Origin of the sequence: Calothrix sp. NIES-3974 (assembly GCF_002368395.1) — a bacterium.
Taxonomy (GTDB): domain Bacteria; phylum Cyanobacteriota; class Cyanobacteriia; order Cyanobacteriales; family Nostocaceae; genus NIES-3974.
In genome coordinates this window covers 770,393-789,151 of record NZ_AP018254.1, presented here as the reverse complement: position 1 = coordinate 789,151, position 18,759 = coordinate 770,393, and the positions used below count along the sequence as shown (strand labels likewise).

Annotated in this window: 30 protein-coding genes; all 30 read right to left on the bottom strand. The window is 46.1% G+C overall.

The genetic code is table 11. The features are described from left to right. Nucleotides 1-63: 63 nt before the first annotated feature. The gene (rpmE, locus tag CDC37_RS03085) at nucleotides 64-303 is read right to left on the bottom strand and encodes a 50S ribosomal protein L31 (RefSeq protein ID WP_096620440.1); all 240 of its coding nucleotides are present in this window, start codon (nucleotides 301-303) and stop codon (nucleotides 64-66) included. 280 nt (nucleotides 304-583) lie between these two features. Further along, nucleotides 584-1,000: a 30S ribosomal protein S9 gene (gene rpsI / locus CDC37_RS03080; RefSeq protein ID WP_096620439.1), complete on the bottom strand. Its 417-nt coding sequence runs from the start codon at nucleotides 998-1,000 to the stop codon at nucleotides 584-586. Further along, nucleotides 1,000-1,458: a 50S ribosomal protein L13 gene (gene rplM / locus CDC37_RS03075; protein ID WP_096620438.1), complete on the bottom strand. Its 459-nt coding sequence runs from the start codon at nucleotides 1,456-1,458 to the stop codon at nucleotides 1,000-1,002. Before rplM ends, rpsI begins: the two co-directional genes overlap by 1 nt. Before the next feature lie 186 nt (nucleotides 1,459-1,644). Continuing rightward, nucleotides 1,645-2,484: a tRNA pseudouridine(38-40) synthase TruA gene (gene truA / locus CDC37_RS03070; protein ID WP_096620437.1), complete on the bottom strand. Its 840-nt coding sequence runs from the start codon at nucleotides 2,482-2,484 to the stop codon at nucleotides 1,645-1,647. 20 nt (nucleotides 2,485-2,504) lie between these two features. Then, complete coding sequence (rplQ, locus tag CDC37_RS03065) at nucleotides 2,505-2,855, bottom strand: 50S ribosomal protein L17 (RefSeq protein WP_096620436.1); 351 nt, start codon at nucleotides 2,853-2,855, stop codon at nucleotides 2,505-2,507. Between the two features lie 240 nt (nucleotides 2,856-3,095). After that, nucleotides 3,096-4,055: a DNA-directed RNA polymerase subunit alpha gene (locus CDC37_RS03060; RefSeq protein WP_096620435.1), complete on the bottom strand. Its 960-nt coding sequence runs from the start codon at nucleotides 4,053-4,055 to the stop codon at nucleotides 3,096-3,098. Between the two features lie 203 nt (nucleotides 4,056-4,258). After that, on the bottom strand, nucleotides 4,259-4,654 hold the full coding sequence (rpsK, locus tag CDC37_RS03055; RefSeq protein WP_096620434.1) for a 30S ribosomal protein S11: 396 nt from the start codon (nucleotides 4,652-4,654) through the stop codon (nucleotides 4,259-4,261). A 319-nt stretch (nucleotides 4,655-4,973) separates the two neighbouring features. Continuing rightward, nucleotides 4,974-5,354 (bottom strand): 30S ribosomal protein S13, encoded by a 381-nt coding sequence (rpsM, locus tag CDC37_RS03050; RefSeq protein ID WP_096620433.1) that lies wholly within the window; start codon nucleotides 5,352-5,354, stop codon nucleotides 4,974-4,976. A gap of 116 nt (nucleotides 5,355-5,470) precedes the next feature. Beyond that, nucleotides 5,471-5,584 carry a 50S ribosomal protein L36 gene (gene rpmJ, locus CDC37_RS03045; RefSeq protein WP_096620432.1) on the bottom strand — a complete coding sequence of 38 codons (114 nt, stop codon included), beginning with the start codon at nucleotides 5,582-5,584 and terminating at the stop codon, nucleotides 5,471-5,473. A gap of 126 nt (nucleotides 5,585-5,710) precedes the next feature. Further along, nucleotides 5,711-5,935, bottom strand: a complete 225-nt coding sequence (infA, locus tag CDC37_RS03040) for a translation initiation factor IF-1 (protein ID WP_006196724.1) — start codon at nucleotides 5,933-5,935, stop codon at nucleotides 5,711-5,713. A gap of 355 nt (nucleotides 5,936-6,290) precedes the next feature. Further along, nucleotides 6,291-6,851: an adenylate kinase gene (locus CDC37_RS03030; protein ID WP_096620430.1), complete on the bottom strand. Its 561-nt coding sequence runs from the start codon at nucleotides 6,849-6,851 to the stop codon at nucleotides 6,291-6,293. A 635-nt stretch (nucleotides 6,852-7,486) separates the two neighbouring features. Further along, entirely contained in the window at nucleotides 7,487-8,800 is a 1,314-nt protein-coding gene (secY, locus tag CDC37_RS03025) for a preprotein translocase subunit SecY (protein WP_096620429.1), read from the bottom strand. Between the two features lie 126 nt (nucleotides 8,801-8,926). Next, nucleotides 8,927-9,373: a 50S ribosomal protein L15 gene (rplO, locus tag CDC37_RS03020; RefSeq protein WP_096620428.1), complete on the bottom strand. Its 447-nt coding sequence runs from the start codon at nucleotides 9,371-9,373 to the stop codon at nucleotides 8,927-8,929. Nucleotides 9,374-9,393: 20 nt separating this feature from the next. Next, entirely contained in the window at nucleotides 9,394-9,924 is a 531-nt protein-coding gene (rpsE, locus tag CDC37_RS03015) for a 30S ribosomal protein S5 (RefSeq protein WP_096620427.1), read from the bottom strand. Between the two features lie 54 nt (nucleotides 9,925-9,978). Then, entirely contained in the window at nucleotides 9,979-10,341 is a 363-nt protein-coding gene (rplR, locus tag CDC37_RS03010) for a 50S ribosomal protein L18 (RefSeq protein ID WP_096620426.1), read from the bottom strand. 3 nt (nucleotides 10,342-10,344) lie between these two features. After that, nucleotides 10,345-10,893 carry a 50S ribosomal protein L6 gene (gene rplF / locus CDC37_RS03005; protein ID WP_096620425.1) on the bottom strand — a complete coding sequence of 183 codons (549 nt, stop codon included), beginning with the start codon at nucleotides 10,891-10,893 and terminating at the stop codon, nucleotides 10,345-10,347. A 100-nt stretch (nucleotides 10,894-10,993) separates the two neighbouring features. After that, on the bottom strand, nucleotides 10,994-11,395 hold the full coding sequence (rpsH, locus tag CDC37_RS03000; RefSeq protein WP_096620424.1) for a 30S ribosomal protein S8: 402 nt from the start codon (nucleotides 11,393-11,395) through the stop codon (nucleotides 10,994-10,996). A gap of 21 nt (nucleotides 11,396-11,416) precedes the next feature. Further along, nucleotides 11,417-11,962 (bottom strand): 50S ribosomal protein L5, encoded by a 546-nt coding sequence (gene rplE / locus CDC37_RS02995; protein WP_096620423.1) that lies wholly within the window; start codon nucleotides 11,960-11,962, stop codon nucleotides 11,417-11,419. Nucleotides 11,963-12,087: 125 nt separating this feature from the next. Next, the gene (rplX, locus tag CDC37_RS02990) at nucleotides 12,088-12,438 is read right to left on the bottom strand and encodes a 50S ribosomal protein L24 (protein ID WP_096620422.1); all 351 of its coding nucleotides are present in this window, start codon (nucleotides 12,436-12,438) and stop codon (nucleotides 12,088-12,090) included. Next, nucleotides 12,438-12,806, bottom strand: a complete 369-nt coding sequence (rplN, locus tag CDC37_RS02985; RefSeq protein WP_096620421.1) for a 50S ribosomal protein L14 — start codon at nucleotides 12,804-12,806, stop codon at nucleotides 12,438-12,440. Before rplN ends, rplX begins: the two co-directional genes overlap by 1 nt. A 62-nt stretch (nucleotides 12,807-12,868) precedes the next feature. Beyond that, nucleotides 12,869-13,108, bottom strand: a complete 240-nt coding sequence (gene rpsQ / locus CDC37_RS02980) for a 30S ribosomal protein S17 (RefSeq protein ID WP_096620420.1) — start codon at nucleotides 13,106-13,108, stop codon at nucleotides 12,869-12,871. A 33-nt stretch (nucleotides 13,109-13,141) separates the two neighbouring features. Continuing rightward, the gene (rpmC, locus tag CDC37_RS02975; protein ID WP_096620419.1) at nucleotides 13,142-13,375 is read right to left on the bottom strand and encodes a 50S ribosomal protein L29; all 234 of its coding nucleotides are present in this window, start codon (nucleotides 13,373-13,375) and stop codon (nucleotides 13,142-13,144) included. Nucleotides 13,376-13,379: 4 nt separating this feature from the next. Then, nucleotides 13,380-13,811 (bottom strand): 50S ribosomal protein L16, encoded by a 432-nt coding sequence (gene rplP, locus CDC37_RS02970; RefSeq protein ID WP_096620418.1) that lies wholly within the window; start codon nucleotides 13,809-13,811, stop codon nucleotides 13,380-13,382. Nucleotides 13,812-13,927: 116 nt separating this feature from the next. Continuing rightward, the gene (rpsC, locus tag CDC37_RS02965) at nucleotides 13,928-14,683 is read right to left on the bottom strand and encodes a 30S ribosomal protein S3 (RefSeq protein WP_096620417.1); all 756 of its coding nucleotides are present in this window, start codon (nucleotides 14,681-14,683) and stop codon (nucleotides 13,928-13,930) included. 75 nt (nucleotides 14,684-14,758) lie between these two features. After that, on the bottom strand, nucleotides 14,759-15,118 hold the full coding sequence (gene rplV, locus CDC37_RS02960) for a 50S ribosomal protein L22 (RefSeq protein WP_096620416.1): 360 nt from the start codon (nucleotides 15,116-15,118) through the stop codon (nucleotides 14,759-14,761). Between the two features lie 2 nt (nucleotides 15,119-15,120). After that, nucleotides 15,121-15,399 carry a 30S ribosomal protein S19 gene (gene rpsS, locus CDC37_RS02955; protein ID WP_096620415.1) on the bottom strand — a complete coding sequence of 93 codons (279 nt, stop codon included), beginning with the start codon at nucleotides 15,397-15,399 and terminating at the stop codon, nucleotides 15,121-15,123. A gap of 106 nt (nucleotides 15,400-15,505) precedes the next feature. Continuing rightward, nucleotides 15,506-16,369, bottom strand: a complete 864-nt coding sequence (gene rplB / locus CDC37_RS02950; protein WP_096620414.1) for a 50S ribosomal protein L2 — start codon at nucleotides 16,367-16,369, stop codon at nucleotides 15,506-15,508. 260 nt (nucleotides 16,370-16,629) lie between these two features. Then, entirely contained in the window at nucleotides 16,630-16,956 is a 327-nt protein-coding gene (locus CDC37_RS02945; RefSeq protein WP_096620413.1) for a 50S ribosomal protein L23, read from the bottom strand. Continuing rightward, nucleotides 16,949-17,581: a 50S ribosomal protein L4 gene (rplD, locus tag CDC37_RS02940; protein ID WP_096620412.1), complete on the bottom strand. Its 633-nt coding sequence runs from the start codon at nucleotides 17,579-17,581 to the stop codon at nucleotides 16,949-16,951. The genes CDC37_RS02945 and rplD overlap by 8 nt, the downstream gene beginning before the upstream one ends. A gap of 74 nt (nucleotides 17,582-17,655) precedes the next feature. Continuing rightward, nucleotides 17,656-18,300: a 50S ribosomal protein L3 gene (gene rplC / locus CDC37_RS02935; protein ID WP_096620411.1), complete on the bottom strand. Its 645-nt coding sequence runs from the start codon at nucleotides 18,298-18,300 to the stop codon at nucleotides 17,656-17,658. Nucleotides 18,301-18,759: the final 459 nt, after the last annotated feature.

The following is an 18,759-nucleotide window of genomic DNA, read 5'->3' as shown; positions in this document are numbered from 1 at the left end:
CTCGGTCAAATATAACGATCGACCCAGCACATGCAGGGTCGTCATTTTTCACCAGCCAAGCCGCTACTTTTTGTCTTCTTTGGCGGAGGATTGCGTGTCAAACATGCCGTATTTACGCATAAAGCGTTCTACACGACCTTCGGTGTCAATAATTTTTTGGGTTCCGGTGTAAAAGGGGTGGTTTCCAGACCAGACATCAACATGTAATTCGGGTTTGGTTGAGCCGACGGTCATCACAACTTGTCCGTTGCAATAGACTTTTGCTTCTGGATACCACTCCGGATGAATTCCTGGTTTTGCCATTTTCCTGATGTGGTTTACTTCTTGGTACTACTGATTATATCTTGAGTTTGGGAAAAAAATTTATGGGTAAGAGTTATACTTGGCACGCTGATATATTTCTCTTTTGGTTTGTTGACAGTTAACTGGTGACAGTAGAGATGTCGCAATCCTTAAGTCTTTTCAGATATTAACCATCAAAACCAAGAGCTTAGTTATTGACCGTGTAAAGTATCATCACCGTTACCATTGTCACAATGGAGAATTCCGGGTGGTCTTACGTCTACTTATTCCCGATTCTAGCCTATCGTTTGGAGTATTGGGGAGCTTTGCGAGCTTTGTGTAATCCGTATTTCTTCCGTTCTTTGGCGCGGGGGTCACGGGTAAGGTACCCTTCGATTTTCAAAGGCGGACGATTATTGGGATCAAGTTGACAAAGGGCGCGAGCAACTCCTAAACGAACTGCGTCGGATTGTCCGGTGAGTCCACCACCTTCGGCGGTGACGAGAATATCGTAATCATTCTCCATGCCCAGGGTTTCCAAGGGCGCTTTAATGGCTCCAAGATAATTGGCATTAAATTGGAAGTATAAATCTCCTGGTTTCCCGTTGACAATCAATTGGCCACTGCCGGGGACTAGACGCACACGAGCGATCGCGGCTTTACGACGACCTGTACCAAAGTACATAGCCCGTCCGCTATTAGTTTCGGTTGCTTGCATTAATTATTTTCTCCTGGAATTGTCTGAATGTTTAGTTCTTTGGGCTTTTGGGCTGTGTGGGGATGGGTTGGTCCGGCGTATACTTTGAGCTTGGTAAATAGGCTTTTACCGAGACTGTTTTTTGGTAACATGCCTTTGACTGCTTTTTCGATAATCCGTTCGGGTAGACGGGCTTGCAGTTTTTCAAAGGTTTCTGTTTTCATTCCGCCGGGACGACCGGAGTGACGACGGTAGAGTTTCTGGCTGCTTTTTTTACCAGTTACTACAACTTTTTCCGCATTTACAACTATGACAAAATCTCCCGTATCCATGTTAGGAGTATACTCAGGCTTGTTCTTGCCACGCAATACCCGGGCAATCTCACTGGCTAAACGTCCGAGGCGCTGTTCTGCGGCATCGACGACGTACCAGTCTCCTTGATTACCGTGGGGAGGTAAGTAGGTTTTTTCTCCGTTCATTTGTTTCTAAGTCTTCCTAAATAATTTTTGTTGTCATCTTCGTGAGATATACTGCCAGGGATTGGATATTCTTTACAGGCTGATATTTTTCCCTTTTAGTTTGTTGATGGTTGACCTTTAAGTATTAACCATCTCAACCCAAAGCACACTTTTTGACCGTGTAAAGCATAGATTCAAGGAAAATACTCAGGCAAATATCTCAGAATGGAAGTGGAAGTGGGGTTGTGTATCAAACCAAACTTCCGGGGGAAAGGGAAAATCGGGATAACCGACACGCAGCAAACACAGCCCTTGGGGGGGAGCGGCATAGCGAATTTCCTCCCGTTGTTCCTGTTTCCAGAGGTCTGTAAATTTGACCAAGGAAAGTGTACCAGAACCTACTTGAACTAACATTCCCACCAATAACCTCACCATGCCATACAAAAATCCGTTGGCTTGAATTTCAATCTGGAGCAAATCTCCATTGCGATCGCATTTAACGGCTTGGACTTCCACCCAGGAATGGGGACGGAGGGAGTTGGAACGGCGAAAGGCGCTCAAGTGGTGCTTTCCCACTAACGGTTGGAGGGCTGCTTGGATTAGGGTCTCATCCAGGGGAGGCTGGTAATAATGCCACACATAGGGACCAATAAATAGGTTCGGTCGTTCACCCGTATACAAGGTGTAACGATAACGCCGATAACTAGCACTAAAACGAGCGTGCCAAGTTGGGGCGACGGCTGCGGATGCCAATATGTTAATATCTTTTGGTAGTCGGGAATTGAGTACCTTTGCCCATTTGTGCGGGGGAATTTTACTTGTCACGTCAAAATGGGCAACTTGAGCGGCTGCATGAACTCCACTATCTGTCCGACCAGCGCCGTGGAGTGTCACCCTTTTACCCACAACAGTTGCGATCGCCGTTTCAATTTCGGCTTGAACGCTGCGATGCTGGGGTTGTCGCTGCCAACCATGAAAATGAGTACCCAAGTACTGTATCACTAGGGCTACTCGTTGCTTGGCTGGACTTGGTTCTTGGTCGCTCATTTCGCCTATGACTTGGCTTCCTAAACCAGTTCAATAATTGCCATATCGGCGTTGTCTCCCCGACGGGGAATGGTCCTGATAATCCGGGTATATCCACCGTTACGCTCTTGATAACGGGCAGGAGCTTGCTCAAATAGGGCGTGAACTAGTTGTTTATCATAGATGTATCCCATTGCTTGCCGACGGGCAGACAATGAACCATCTTTGGCGAGGGTAATCATTTTATCAACTTCTGACCGCACGGCTTTGGCACGGACTAAAGTGGTGGTGATTTTCCCATGACGGATTAATTCCGTCGTCAGCGCTCGCAATAAAGCACGACGCTGGTCGGCTGGTTTACCCAGTTTTTTCACTCGGCAACGATGACGCATAACAATTCAACAATTAAACAATAACAACAAAATTTAACAGCATCTTCGACTCTGTTTGGATATACCCCTTAATCTCAACTAGGTTGTCGCAAGCAAAGAGCGGGTTTTACCTACCCTAGGTTGGATTTTCACTTCTAGATTTTACCAAGCTGATACAGCAAAGCTTCCCAATCTCTATTTGCTACGTCCATCTTCCACCTAAGTCAGATTTAATACTCCCTACTCCCTGACCTTGCGTGACTAACCATGTTTAGATGCTCTTTCCGTTGGCAGGGTAATTCCCAATCGTCTTTGGAGAGCTTCTACCACCTCTTCGGCTGATTTTTGCCCAAAGTTTTTGATTTCCAGTAGGTCTTCTTGGGTATAATCCAATAGATCCGCAACGGAATTCACTTGGGCCCGTTTCAGACAGTTGTAAGCCCGTACCGACAATTGCAACTCTTCAATCGGAATTTGGGCAGTTGGGTCGAGGTCTTCAACTATACCCGTATCTTGTTCGGCGTAGGTGAAGTCTTTCAGAGGATTAAATAAATCAACTAAAATCCCGGCCGCCGATGATAGTGCTTCCTGGGGACTAATACTGCCGTTTGTCCACACTTCCAACAATAATCGATCCTTGGGAATACCGTTTTCTCCACGGGTTTCCTCAACGCTGTAATTTACCTTGCGCACGGGCATAAATACAGAGTCAATTTGCAGAAAATCGATGGAAGTTGCTTCTTCTCGGCTTCTTTCCACCGTCCGATACCCCTTACCCCGTTCAATCCGAAATTCCATTTCCAGTTTGGCCCCTTCGGCTAAACTAGCAATATATTGGGTCGGATCAATGACTTCCACTTCACTCGGTAAATCAAAATGGGCGGTGGTGACGGTTGTAGAACCAGGGGATTGAGCGTGAACGAGTAATCGGCCTATTTGCGGTTGACTGGAGTAACTTTTGAGAACTACCTCTTTCATCCGCATCAAAATTTCTAACACGTCTTCACGTACGCCGGGAACGGTGGCAAATTCGTGGCTCACACCTTGAATTCTCACCGCAGTCACCGCCGTCCCTTCCAGGTTGGACAACAAAACCCGTCTTAATGCATTACCAACGGTTGTACCCTGTCCCCGCTCTAGTGGTTCGATGATAAACCGACTGTAATGATTGCGACTTTCTTCGCTAGCTGATTCTAAACATTCAATTTGAAATTGCGCCACGGAGTTACCTCCCTTAATTCAGGTGCTACGAACAAACACGGCCCTAGTAGTTTAGCAAGGGAACTTTGCCTGATACCAAAAATCTCTTTCCCCTGCGTATCCTAACTCCCTGCTTTGTCCCGACGGCTTCATTTCTGAGGAGCATAGGGATTGATCGCTTGGAGTATGTGTGATGAGTTCCCCCATTGGCAGGGTAAATCAGGCTAAACTCGCCGACGTTTCGGTGGACGACACCCGTTGTGAGGGATTGGGGTAATATCTCGAATCAGGGTAATTTCCAGACCTGCGCCTTGTAATGCTCGAATTGCTGTTTCCCGTCCTGAACCAGGACCACTGACCATTACTTCGATTTGCCGCATTCCTTGGTCAATGGCTCGCCGTGCTGCTGCTTCGGCGGCGGTTTGCGCTGCAAAGGGAGTACCTTTTTTCGCCCCTTTGAATCCGCTTGAACCAGCACTAGCCCAGGAAATCACATCTCCGTTTTGATCGGTAATTGTGACGATGCTATTGTTGAAGGTAGATTGGATATAAGCAACTCCGTTGGGTACATTCCGTTTTTGCTTTTTGCTCCCGCTTTTTTTGGTTCCTTGTCGCGCCATATTGGTGTAATCAAATTAATCTCTAAAAAGTGAGTAGTGAGTAGTCAGCCAGCTACCTAATCGCAAAGGACTGAAGTTGAAGCTGCAACTCCTCGACTGAGGCTTCGCCCCACCTCCGAACTGTTGTGTACCAACGTTCTCCAAGAGAAGGCTGCGCCTACATGGGGGAATCGTTTGCAAGTAGTGGTTAGGGGAAGAATAAAAAAACTCTCTAGCGGTAGGCGAGACTTGTTCCCCAGAGGTTACAGTCGTTTTCTGATTTAGTTGTGTCCAACCTCTATGGGGGGCTAACTTGCTAGTGACAATTCCCGGATCCAGTTTATTTCCCTGGTGCTTTTTTCTTCCCGGCAACGGTTTGTCTTCTACCGCGTCGAGTCCGGGCATTGGTGCGGGTACGTTGTCCACGTACTGGTAATCCCATCCGATGCCGACGACCACGATAGGTGCCAATATCAATCAAACGCTTGATATTCATGGCTTCCCAGCGACGCAAATCACCTTCAACCTGGTAATTTGTTTCTACTTCTGCCCGTAAAGCTGCTACATCCGCATCGCTCAAATCCTTGACGCGGGTGTCGGGATTTACTCCCGTTGCTGCCAGAATTTTTTGCGATCGCGATAAACCAATTCCAAATATATAGGTTAGACCAATCTCTATCCGCTTGTCCCGGGGAAGGTCTACTCCGGCAATCCTTGCCACGATGAATATCTCCCTGCTTGTAACTTAACTTGTATTTTTCTGTTTCAATTGCGTTCCTGGCAGCAGCGTCAAGTATCTACTGGTGTGGGGATACTTTGCTGACGCTTTCTCGCTGACTACCCTTGGCGTTGTTTGTGTTTGGGGTTGGAACAAATCACCATCACCCGACCACGACGGCGGATTACAGTGCATTTGTCACATATTTTTTTGACTGAAGCTCGTACTTTCATTGCTTTTTGATGACTCCAAATGTAGAATTATAGCATTTTCCAGGAAAATTTTCTGTTGATTTAACCAGGTGGCGAAGACAAATTTTTCATCACTGATCAATTTGTGTTAGAATCCTCCTGATTAAATCACTTTTTCCGTAATCGGTAGGTAATGCGACCTTTGCTTAAGTCGTAGGGGGTTAGTTCGACTTTCACGCGGTCTCCAGGTAGGATTTTGATGTAATTACGGCGAATTTTGCCAGAAATATGGGCCAAAACGTTAAACCCATTATCTAGATCGACACGAAACATTGCATTGGGCAATGATTCCGTCACCGTACCTTCCATTTCAATTAGGTCTTGCTTAGACAATTTGCTGTTTCCTCAACTTGAATAATATTTCCGGATTTTACTGGCGCTGTATTCGAGTTAAATTATGATGGAAAAGGTAATACCAATTCTTTAAAATCAAACTATGGGGCTAAATATCACCTCACCCCTTGATTCCATGAGCGAAATCAATTCGAGATGGAGCGATCGCGTGTTTCTTTTTTAATCAATCATCATATTGTTCCAGTCCGTTTGAGACTATACACATTTCGACAAATATATCAACAGTTTATTAATATATCTTATTTAAAAGCAATTTGCATTGTCAGTTCAGCAATTCAACAGGTTGGTATCGGGGGTATTTGCAAATTTATCCCCGATGGAAAGGCTGCTAAAACTAGGAATTAATCAATCGGTGTAGTTCCTCTGTCACCACTTCTGGGGATTGATTTCCATTGACGCTCAAGAGTTGACCCTTTTGTTTGTAATAATCGATTAGGGGGGCAGTCTCTTGGCGATAAACCTGTAGGCGACGACGAATCACCTCTTCCGTATCGTCTTTGCGACCTCTGGCAATTAAGCGCTCAACGACGACATCATCAGGTACATCGAGATTAATCACTTTTTCCTCGTTTTCACCCTTGGTGTGCAGCAGGTGTTCTAAAAACTCGGCCTGTTTAACGGTACGAGGGAAACCGTCTAACAACCAACCCCCTTTAGCATCAGTTTGTGCTAATCGTTCCTCAACCATTTCCTGGACAAGTTGGTCAGGTACTAATTCACCTTGATCCATATAGCTTTGAGCTTGAATACCTAAAGGTGTTTGCTCGCTTAGAGCTTGGCGGAGGATGTCACCTGTAGAAATATGAGGTATACTCATGACTTGAGCTAATTGTTTAGCTTGAGTACCTTTTCCCGCTCCTGGCGGTCCTAAAAATATAAGTCGCGTTGCTGTCATTCGTTGTTAGATTTTGAATTGTGGATTGTGGATGACTGACTTGTAAATGGAGTGAGTCGTGAATAGGGATTGGGGAGTAGCCTAAATGCACTGCTGACACCAGAACTGGTATTGGAGATGAAAGTTGTTTTTTCCTAGTAATCGCTACTCTCTACAGTCTCTTGTCTACTGCTTGTGCATCTACAACTTCCAAACCAGGAATGAGTGATTAACACGGTTTGCTTGTGAATAACATTCTCTTAGGATTCTCTACAGAGAAGGCTGCACCTGGTGGGTAGGAGAATTGCTTGATGCAGGGGGAGTGGAGAGTAGAAATGAACCATAACCCTCTTTTGTTAGTTGATTTGAAACTAGTCTCCAGAAGGCTGATGATACTTGAATTTCATCGTTTTAGTTTCAATTTTTAGTTTTTATGGGCAAATAAAACCTCAAACTTAAACTAGTCTTAACTTTCAAATTTTACCTGAGACTTGGACTTTATCCCGATATTGAAAAAATAGAGATATACTCACTATGCTATTCCCCACCCCCTACTGGTTATTTTCCAGTTAAGGATGTCACTGGAAAAGGGCGATTTCCCAATCCAGTGAGCCTATTCCGGGTAATGTATACCCCAAAAACACATTGGTGATTAATTATTGTTTCACCATTCCTTCATAGCGCTGGGAAATAACGTAGGTTTGTATTTGTTTTGCCGTATCAATTGCCACACCAACTAAAATTAGCAAGGAGGTAGCACCCAAACCGCGGAAGGTGGGAACACCGAGTGCGCGTTCAATAGCAGCTGGCAAAATTGCAATTAAGCCCAGGAAAATTGCACCCAGGAAGGTTAAGCGATTCAAAACACGCTCAATATATTCGCTAGTGGCTTTACCAGGACGAATACCGGGGATACTAGAACCCATTTTCTTCAAATTTTGGGCAACATCAACTGGGTTAACAATCAGGGAAGAATAAAAATAACTAAAGAAGATGATCGAGACAAAGTTAACCAGGGTATACACCCAAGACTGGGAACCACCAGGACTGAGGTAAGTATTAACGACTTGAGCTAACTCCGGGTTTTTGATAAAGTTGGCAACAATCAGGGGTAAGCTGAGAATCGCGGTGGCAAAAATGATGGGCATCACTCCACCTTGATTGAGACGTAGGGGTAGGTAACTACGTTGTTCCGCTAAAATCCGGCGACCAACCTGACGACGAGCGGAAATAATGGGGATGCGACGGATACCTTCCTGCACAAAAACGATACCGATAATTGTCAGCAAGAACAGCAGCAGCAGGACAATCACACGACCGACTACTTCCCGATTGCCGCTTTGGACAAAATTTACCGTATCCCCTAATGCCTTGGGTAAGGTGGCAACGATGTTCACAAAAATCAACAAAGAGGCTCCATTTCCCAAACCTCGTTCGGTAATTAATTCCGAAGCCCACATGACAAACATGGAACCCGCTACCAAGGCGATCGCGGTTTCGGCGACGAAAAGGGGGCTAAAATTCAAGGCAAAGGGACGCAACCAAAAGGCAGCCAAAAACACACTTTGCAGAACTGCCCATCCCAAGGACACATAACGCGTAATCTGAGAAATCTTCCGTCGTCCCGCTTCCCCTTCGTTTTTTTGTAAGTTTTCTAATGCCGGAATTGCCGCAGTCAGCAATTGGATGATAATCGAAGCGTTAATATAGGGCAAAATTCCCAACGCGAATACACCTAAAGCTGACAGTCCACCTCCGGAAAAAATATCCAAAAAGCTTAATATTTGATTGTTATTGGCGATCGCATCAGCGAAGGCTTCCCGGTTAATCCCTGGTACAGGGATGTGAATCCCCAGACGAATCAACAATAAAATTCCGACGGTGACAAGCAACCGACCGCGCAGTCCGGCGGCTTGAGCCATCTGCATAAAGGTTTCTTGAGCAGTTGGTGGTCTATCTCGACTAATCATAGGGGCTACCTCGTGAATGGACTCGGCGCGGCGGTTGTGGCGAAATACACCAGTGAATCATCTCCACCAGAAGAGAAATCGATGTGAAGCGGGACTAATTTAAGTTTGATCTAAATCTGACCCAAATCAATTGACGATTTCGCAACTTCCGCCAGCTGCCTCAATTTTGGTGCGGGCGGAGTTGGTAAACGCCGCCGCTTTGACTTGCAGTGCCACATTTAACTCACCATTTCCAAGAACCTTAAGATCACCCTTGGCATCAGTTAGAATACCTGCTGCGAGTAAGGACTCTAGGGTGACTTCGGTGTTGGGGGCGAGGGTGGCTAATTTTTCGACATTAATCGTAGTGTAATGTTTTCGGTTGACTAGTGGGAACCCCTTGAGTTTGGGTAAACGGCGATATAAAGGCTGCTGACCACCCTCAAATCCGGGTCTGGTTCCGCCACCAGAACGGGCTTTTTGTCCCCGCATCCCGGCTCCACAGCTTGCGCCTTGTCCGGCGGAGACACCACGTCCGACACGACGACCACGTTTTTTTGAGCCGGCTTGCGGCTTCACATCATTGAGTCTCATGAATAATTACCTATTCGTGATTATTGGGCGTAGAGGTTCTGAATCGGCACACCCCTATCTTCGGCAACTTCCGCAAATGTACGTAGGGTTGCCAGGGCGTTAACTGCGGCTCTAGCGTTATTTAAGGGGTTATTAGAACCCAACTGTTTGGCAAGGACATTCTTCACCCCTGCCAATTCCAATACAGTCCGCACTGCGCCCCCTGCAATTACACCTGTACCAGGAGAGGCTGGACGCATTAAAACTTTGGCTCCACCACCTGTACCGTTGATGGGGTGGGGAATGGAATTGGATTTGGTCATGGGGATATCAATCAGGTGTTTTTTGCCATCAGCGACCCCTTTTTTGACGGCGCTAATCACATCTGAGGCTTTACCGACCCCAACACCCACCTGTCCGCGTTCATTACCCACGACAACGATGGCGCGGAAACTGAGTTTTTTCCCACCTTTGACGACTTTGCTGACACGACGGATTTGGATTACCCGCTCTTGCCAATTAGTTTCTTCTTTTTTGGCTCGACTTGCCTTACGACGACCACCGGTTGCCATATCTATATCCTTAAGTTACTTTCTACCTAACAGGGCTGGATTTGCAATTGGAGGTTAAAATTCCAAACCAGCTTCACGAGCCGCATCTGCCAAAGCTTTGATACGTCCATGATACAGATTGCCACCACGGTCAAATACCACTTTGGATATACCCTTGGATAGCGATCGCTGGGCAATTAATTTGCCGACGGCGACGGAAGCTTCACAATTCGCACCGGAACTAATAGTTCCCCGCACTTCCGGATCGATTGTAGATGCGGCTGCTAGGGTATGGTGCTGAGTATCGTCAATCACCTGTACATAAATGTGCTGATTGGAACGAAAAACAGCCATTCTGGGACGTTCTGGTGAACCTTTGACTTTGCCACGAATCCGTCGATGACGACGAATTCTTGATTCTTTCCTGGTTAATTTCATAGTTTATTTCTTACCACCTTTACCAGTCTTACCAGCTTTACGCCGTACCACTTCACCCGCATAGCGAATACCTTTACCTTTGTAGGGTTCTGGTGGACGTACTGCTCGAATGCGAGCGGCGGTGTTGCCGACTACTTCCTTGTCAAAGCCACTGACGATGACGTTGGTGTTATTTTCGACTGCGAACTGCACACCCTCCGGTGGTTCAATTTGTACCTGGTGGCTATAACCTACACTCAGTACTAAATTTTTCCCTTGGACAGCAGCTCGATAACCAACCCCTTGTAATTCCAAACGGCGTTGAAATCCATTGGAAACTCCTTCCACCATATTGGCAACTAGGGTGCGGCTTAAACCATGCATTTGTCTTGCTACCCGTGAGTCATTCCGACGGGTGACGGTAACGGTTTCCCCTTCCTGTTTGATTTCCACTTGCATGGGTAAATTGCGGGAAAGTTCTCCTTTTGGACCTTTGACAATTACGTTATTGCCATTAATCGTGAGTTGAACTTTGGCGGGAACCGTAATTGGACGTTTACCAATTCGAGACATAGTTCTGTTTCAGTTAGTGAGTAGGGAATAGGGAGTAGGGAGTTGTTGTGACACAGTTTAGAAGGAAAATCCTCCTGTATCCTGCCTCCTGTCTCCTGTCTTACCAAACGTAGCAAAGCACCTCTCCGCCTAAATTTTGGCGACGGGCTTCCCGGTCGGTCATAATTCCACTGGAGGTGGAGATAATCGCAATCCCAATCCCACCTAATACCCGTGGTAAATCTTTGCGATTGGAATATACACGTAATCCTGGTTTACTCACCCGTTTGAGGGCGGTAATTAGGGGCTGACGATTTTTACCTTTGTATTTGAGTGAAATTACTAGGTTCTTTTTGACTCCCTCGCCAGATTCTTCAAAGTCGCCGATAAATCCTTCATCGCGCAAAACTTTAGCGATACTGCGGGTCATTTTTGTCGATGGCACGATTGTGGTTTGATGCCGTGCCATTGTGGCATTGCGGATGCGCGTGAGCATATCAGCAACTGTGTCATTTACCGCCATTATTTCCTCTTTCGCTCTCTTCTAATTTTCCCGGAAGGGCATTCCCATTTCTTTAAGTAAGGCTCGACCTTCTTCGTCGGTTGGTGCGGTGGTAATAATAGAAATATCCATGCCGCGGATTTGGTCGATGCTGTCGTACTCGACCTCTGGAAAGATTAACTGTTCACGGATACCCAAAGTATAGTTTCCCCGTCCGTCAAAGCTTTTGGGGCTAATCCCCCGAAAGTCACGGATACGTGGTAAAGACAGGTTAATCAGACGGTCGAGAAAATCGTACATGCGATCGCCGCGTAATGTCACCATAATTCCTACGGGCATTCCTTCACGGATCTTAAAGCCCGCGATCGCTTTTTTGGCACGGGTGACTACGGGTTTTTGACCAGTAATAATACCGATTTCATTTAAGGAGCTTTCGAGAGCTTTGGCGTTTTGAGCCGCTTCCCCTAAACCCCGGTTCACTGTCACCTTTGTCACTTTGGGTACTTGGTGAATGTTCTTGTACTCGAACTGTTGAATCAGTTTCGGGACAATAGTCTCTTGATATAACTTTTTTAGTCTTGTGGCCATTGTTTTTTCCTGTAGTTCCCTGGTCTTGGTCAGGGCTATGGGGGATTTTGATTTTTGGATTTGCGTGTAGCGAGGGATTAGCTGTTAGCTTCTAGCTAAATTAATCACCCACCAAACGAACCCACCTATTTATCCAAAATCTCACCGGTTTTTTTCAGCATTCGCACTTTTTTCCCTTCCGGGGTAAAGGTGTAACAAACACGACTAGCAACGTTTTGCTTGGTGGAGTAAAGCATGACGTTGGAACTGTGAATCGGATATTCCTGGGTGACAATTCGTCCCGATTCGCCCTCTGCTTGGGGTTTGACGTGTTTGGTTTTCAGGTTGACACCTTGAACTACCACCTTGCTTTCCTGGGGTAAAGCTTTAATTACTTCACCCACTTTGCCTTTGTCACTACCGGAAATCACCTGAACGGTATCACCGGTTTTGACATGCATTTTGTAAAACTTTGGTTTTTGCTTTTTCGCTGCCATTACAGCACCTCCGGTGCGAGGGAAACGATTTTGGTAAAGTTTTTGTCGCGTAATTCCCGCGCAACTGGACCAAATACCCTTGTCCCGCGTGGATTTCCGTCTTTGTTAATAATCACCGCCGCATTGTCATCAAAGCGAATTGTCATCCCACTATCACGACGGATATGGTGACGGGTACGAACAATCACTGCTTCGACGACATCGGACTTTTTCACTGCCATGTTGGGAATGGCATCCTTGACAACAGCAATCACGCGATCGCCGATAAAGCCATAACGAGCATTACCTTTGCCCAAAACTCGAATACACATGAGTTTACGAGCTCCGCTGTTGTCAGCAACGTTCAAATAGGTTTGGGGTTGAATCACAACTGTTTCCTCGGCACACTAATTTTTAGTCAAGTTGCTCAACAACAATTACTGTTAATCAGCTATTTCGCCAGGATTTCCATCACCTGCCAACGTTTGGTTTTACTCAAAGGGCGGGTTTCTTGAATCCGGACGCGATCGCCGATTTTACATTTGTTGTCTTCGTCATGGGCTTTAAACCGCCGGGTTTTGACGACGATTTTTTTATACTTAGGATGAGGAGAGCGGTTCTCAACGGCAACAACTACCGTTTTCTGCATTTTGTCGCTGACAACCAAGCCTACCCGTTCTTTTACAGCCATAGTTCTCTAACTCTTGTTAGTACCAAATTACACTTAACTATCACTACTATCACTAGCTTGATGAGCAGCTGCTCGTTTCCGTTCCCCCTCTACCGTCAACAACTGGGCTAACCGGTGACGAGCATGGCGGAATAGATGGGGTTTTTCCAATTGACGTGTTGCTTTTTGCAACCGCAGTTGAAACAACTGTCTTTTCACCGCCAAAATTTCTTCTGCTAGTTTCTCATCGCTCAACTCGCGTGCTTCGGCAATTTTTGGAAGTGCCATATTCTTAACCCTCCTCCGAAACAATGTCCTGTTCCCGGACGATAAATTTGGTTTTAATGGGTAGTTTGTAAGCAGCCAGTCGCATTGCTTCCCGTGCAGTTTCTTCGGCAACACCGGCAATTTCAAATAAAATCCGACCGGGTTTGACAACTGCTACCCAATATTCGGGTGAACCTTTCCCGGAACCCATCCGTGTTTCTGCTGGTCGCATCGTTACTGGTTTATCCGGGAAAATCCGAATCCAGATTTTACCACCCCGACGAATATAACGTGTCATCGCTCGTCGAGAGGCTTCAATTTGTCGGGAGGTAATCCAGGATGGCTCTTGAGCTTGCAGTGCAAAGTCACCGAAATTAATCGTACTTCCCCGCGTCGCCAAACCCTTCATTCGTCCGCGCTGCTGCTTACGGAATTTTGTTCTTCTTGGACTTAACATATCTCTAAATACCAATTAAATTGGATTTTCCTGATTTCAGACCCAGACTCGGTATTCACGCCAGCACAAAAAACCAGATCAAATCATGAATCCAAAATCTAAAATCCGAAATCCTTTTATCCTTCATTCGAGCGGTCTTCAAATTGCTGACGACGACGCTGTTGATTGCGACGACGGGGTTCCCGTTCCCGATTAGCTGGGGGAACTTGAATGTCTTCCTGACCAGGAATCACTTCACCCTTGAATATCCACACCTTAATACCGAGAATCCCATAGATGGTTTTCGCAGTCACGTAGGAATAATCAATATCCGCACGCAAGGTATGCAAAGGCACTCGTCCTTCCCGTGTCCACTCAGTTCGAGCAATTTCTGCCCCATTCAAGCGACCACTGACTTGAACTTTTATCCCCTGGACACCAGCTTTTTGAGCGCGTTGGATGGCTTGACGCACAACCCGACGGAAGGAAACCCGACGTTCCAATTGCTGGGCAATAAACTCGGCAATCAGGTAAGCATCCGCATCAACCCGTTGTACCTCCACAACGTTAATCCGGATTTGTCGGGTTCCCCCTAACAAGTCCTGTAATCCTGTCCGCAGAGAGTCGATTCCCTGACCACCACGACCAACAACCACACCAGGACGAGCTGTACGTACTTCCAAGTCAATTTGGTCGGCTTTACGCTCAATCCGGACATCGGAGATACCCGCATTATTCTGGGCATATCTGCCCAATTTTTCCTCAATGTAACTGCGCAGTTTGTAGTCTTCCTGCAACAGTTCTGGATAACGACTCGGTTCTGCAAACCACTGCGATTTATGCTCTTGAGTAATCCCCAACCGAAAACCGACTGGATGAATCTTTTGTCCCACGAACTATTTCCTCTCAAAATTTCTGACTGTAGAGTTTTTGTCTCTGGATGTATTTACACTAATCCAGCAAGAAAATTAATCCTCAGCCGCAACCGCTAGGGTAATATGACAAGTTGGTTTGCGAATCTGATAGGCTCGTCCTTGGGCACGAGGTTGGAAACGTCGTAGGGAAGGACCCCCATCTGCGTAGGCTTGGGTAATTTTCAGCGAGGCTCGATCCAGTCCGGCATTGTGTTCGGCATTGGCTGCGGCACTACGCAACAGTTTTAACACCGGGTCACAAGCCCGATAGGGCATAAATTCCAGAATAATCAAGGCTTCGCGATAGGAACGACCCCGAATTTGGTCTAAAACGCGACGAACCTTGTAGGGAGACATGCGGACAAATTTGGCTACCGCTTTGACTTCGTTGGGCTGTAATGTTTTTGTCGCCATGATTATCTCCCTGATTTTTTATCGCTTTTGGCATGTCCGCGATAGTTTCTGGTGGGTGCAAATTCACCTAATTTATGACCCACCATTTGGTCGGAAATAAATACGGGAACATGCTGTTTACCGTTGTGAACGGCGATTGTGTGTCCTACCATCATCGGCAAAATCGTGGATGCTCGCGACCAGGTTTTAATTACCTCTTTTTTATTGTTCGCGTTCAATTTTTCGATTTTTTTGAGCAGATGGTCGGCAATAAATGGTCCTTTTTTCAGTGAACGACCCATAGTTGTTTCTGTTTTGAATTAACTGCAATTCACAATATTTTTTGTTTGTTTTGCTGTTGTGACTAACTCGCTGGCGGTATATCAAGTGTCAATCGGCTAATTACGACTAGGATTCCCGTCCACCACGTCCGCGCTTGGATACCTTACGACGACGACGTACAATGAACTGATCACTGGCTTTCTTCCGTTTCCGGGTTTTCAAGCCTAAAGCTGGTTTACCCCAAGGTGTCACCGGTCCAGAACGTCCAATTGGCGCACGTCCTTCTCCACCTCCGTGGGGGTGATCGACTGGGTTCATCACACTACCCCTGACTTGGGGACGACGACCTTTCCAACGGGTGCGTCCTGCTTTTCCAGCGCTGAGGTTTCGATAATCTGTGTTGCCGACTTGACCAATGGTGGCGTAACATTCACGTCGTACCATCCGCACTTCCGTTGAGGGCAGTTTCAAGGTTACGTAGTCACCTTCTTTCGCAACCACTTGAGCACCTGCACCTGCTGCTCTGACGATTTGTCCTCCTTTTCCGGGTGTGAGTTCGACGTTGTGAACCACTGTACCCAAGGGGATATTCATCAAGGGTAAGGCATTGCCGTCTTCGATTGGTGCATCGGGACCAGCGATGATGGTTGTTCCCACTTTTAAGCCGTTGGGTTGGAGAATATAGCGTTTTTCTCCGTCCTGATAAAATAGCAAGGCAATGCGAGCGTTCCGGTTAGGGTCATACTCTATGGCTGCTACTTTGGCGGGAATATTTCGCTTGTCCCGTTTAAAATCGATGATTCGGTATAGTTTTTTGTGCCCACCACCCCGGTGACGACAGGTAATTACACCTTGGCGGTTACGACCTTTGGCTCTGTGTTTATGAACCGTTAATGACTTTTCTGGTTCACTTTTGGTAATTTCCGAAAAGTCTGAAACCGTTAGTTGTCGCGTACTGGGGGTATAGGGACGAAATGAACGAGTACCCATAGTTAGTTCTAGATTTTTAAGTGGAAATTTACTGAATTTTTAGGCTGGTATTTTTTGGATTTGGGATGAACCCCCAACCTAAAATTCACAATCGACATTAGAGGATATTTGTCAAGTATCAATCGATACTTTCTCAACCACTTCTTGAAGACAGCAAATCGGCCTAAACGGTATTTTTATCGTTATAAACTACTCCCGATTCCCTTCTGCCTATTCCCAAAAAGCGAGCTTGTTAAGTATAAAATATTTCAAACATCCTCTTAGACTTCAGGGAATAGAACCTGACGGATTTTCTCCTCATCCCCAGCCGCAACGGTGACAATTGCCCGTTTATAATGGGGTTTATAGCCAATAAATCTACCGACGCGTCGCTTTTTCCGAGGCGGATTTAAGGTGTTGATTTTAGTCACCTTCACCTCGAATATGGTTTCAATCGCTGCTTTAATCTCAGGTTTTGTGGCTTTTGGAGCAACCTCAAAGGTATATTTATTTTGCTCCATCAACAGCGTTGCTTTCTCGGTGACTATCGGACGACGAATTAAATCCGCGAGTGACCGGGGGTCAAACTCTGTGACTAACTTACCCACCGTAAACCTCCTGAATTTTTGCAAGCGCGGATGGGGTGACAATAATCTTGTCTGCGTGTAATAAATCGTAAACGTTGAGATTGGTGGCTAAAATCAGTTTGACATTCTCTACGTTCCGAGCTGATAAATACACTCCCTCAGATTTCTCACCAGTAATTAATAAAGCTTTGCTATCTGGATCACACCCCCAACGGGCGATCGCATTTACCAATTCTTTGGTTTTAGGGCGTTCAAATTGACTATCAAATTCCTCAACCACGATGATGTCATCCACACGACTAGCAAATGCTGTCCGCAATGCTAAACGCCGCTCTTTGCGATTCATTTTGATGTCATAATCCCGTGGCTTCGGTCCAAATATCACCCCACCACCTCGCCATAGGGGAGACCGAATCGAACCCGCGCGCGCTCGTCCAGTTCCTTTTTGCCGCCAAGGTTTACGTCCTCCACCCCGCACTTCCGAACGGGTTTTGGTACTTGCGGTTCCCTGACGGGCATTGTTCATCTGCCGCACTAAAGCCCGATGGACTACGTGACTGGCGGTTTCTTCTTTGGCAACCCGCAACTCGAACGTTGTCTGTCCGACCTGCTCGCCTTGCCAATTTTTGACTACACACTCAAACATGTTTCTGTTGTCCTTCAATTTTCGCTGTTAGTTTTTTCTCAACAATCAATGTATTAATCAATACAAGCTAACAACTACTTGGATTTGCGAGTAACTAGGTTGGCAGGGACAATATTTAGCAAGGCTCCAGGTTTTCCGGGAACCGCACCCTTGATTAAAATTAGATTTCTTTCCGCATCAACACGCACTACGGTTAATTTTTTGACCGTCACCTTTTTGCCTCCCAGGCGACCAGCACCGCGTATACCCGGAAATACACGACCGGGGGTAGTACCAGCACCGATTGAACCTGGTTCACGGTGATTTTTAGAACCGTGGGACATGGGTCCTCGACCAAAGTGATGCCGTTTTTGATAACCAGCAAAACCCCGTCCGATACTGTCTCCTGATACGTCTATTAGTTGACCGGGACTAAAAATATCTGCCGTAATCTGTTGACCTAAAGAATACTCTTCTGCGTTTGCAGTCCGATATTCCCGTAAGTGACGCAATGGCGGTGCTGATGACTTTGATAGATGACCTAACAAAGGTTTATTGAGCGCCTTTGGCTTCACTTCCCGATAGCCAACTTGAATCGCAGAGTAACCGTCGGTCTGTTTTGTTTTTACTTGTGTAACGGTACATGGACCCGCTTGCACTACAGTTACAGGAATCGCAACTCCAGCTTCGTCAAAGACTTGGGTCATGCCCAGTTTGGTGCCGAGAATACCTACAGACACAGTTACTGGTTCTCCTTTATACTTAAGTTGGATATGAATACACGTCCGATTCGGTCGATGATTTCTAACCATCAAGATTTGTTTGGCGAATCCGTGTAGAACAAACACACCTCACGTTTGCAGATCGAACTTAATTCATCCACAAAAAAATTGTGTTGACAATCCAATGACAATACAAACAGTGAATGTGTCACGTGCAACAATGAATTTAGATACTGTCAATCAAGAACATCTAAACCAATTGTCTTGGCACTTTCCGAAGGGTTTAGGGACTTAAACAGCTTGCTGTTCAGTATCCACGACACAGAGTTTTTGATGATAATGCCCAAACCAACATTTTCACTCTGTCTATACCATTTACCCTTAACTTGCGTTGAGGAACCCGTCGGCTTTGGAAACAAATTTACTTTGAATTACACTCCCACCAAATTTAACACATAACTTTGGTGGGTGGCGATG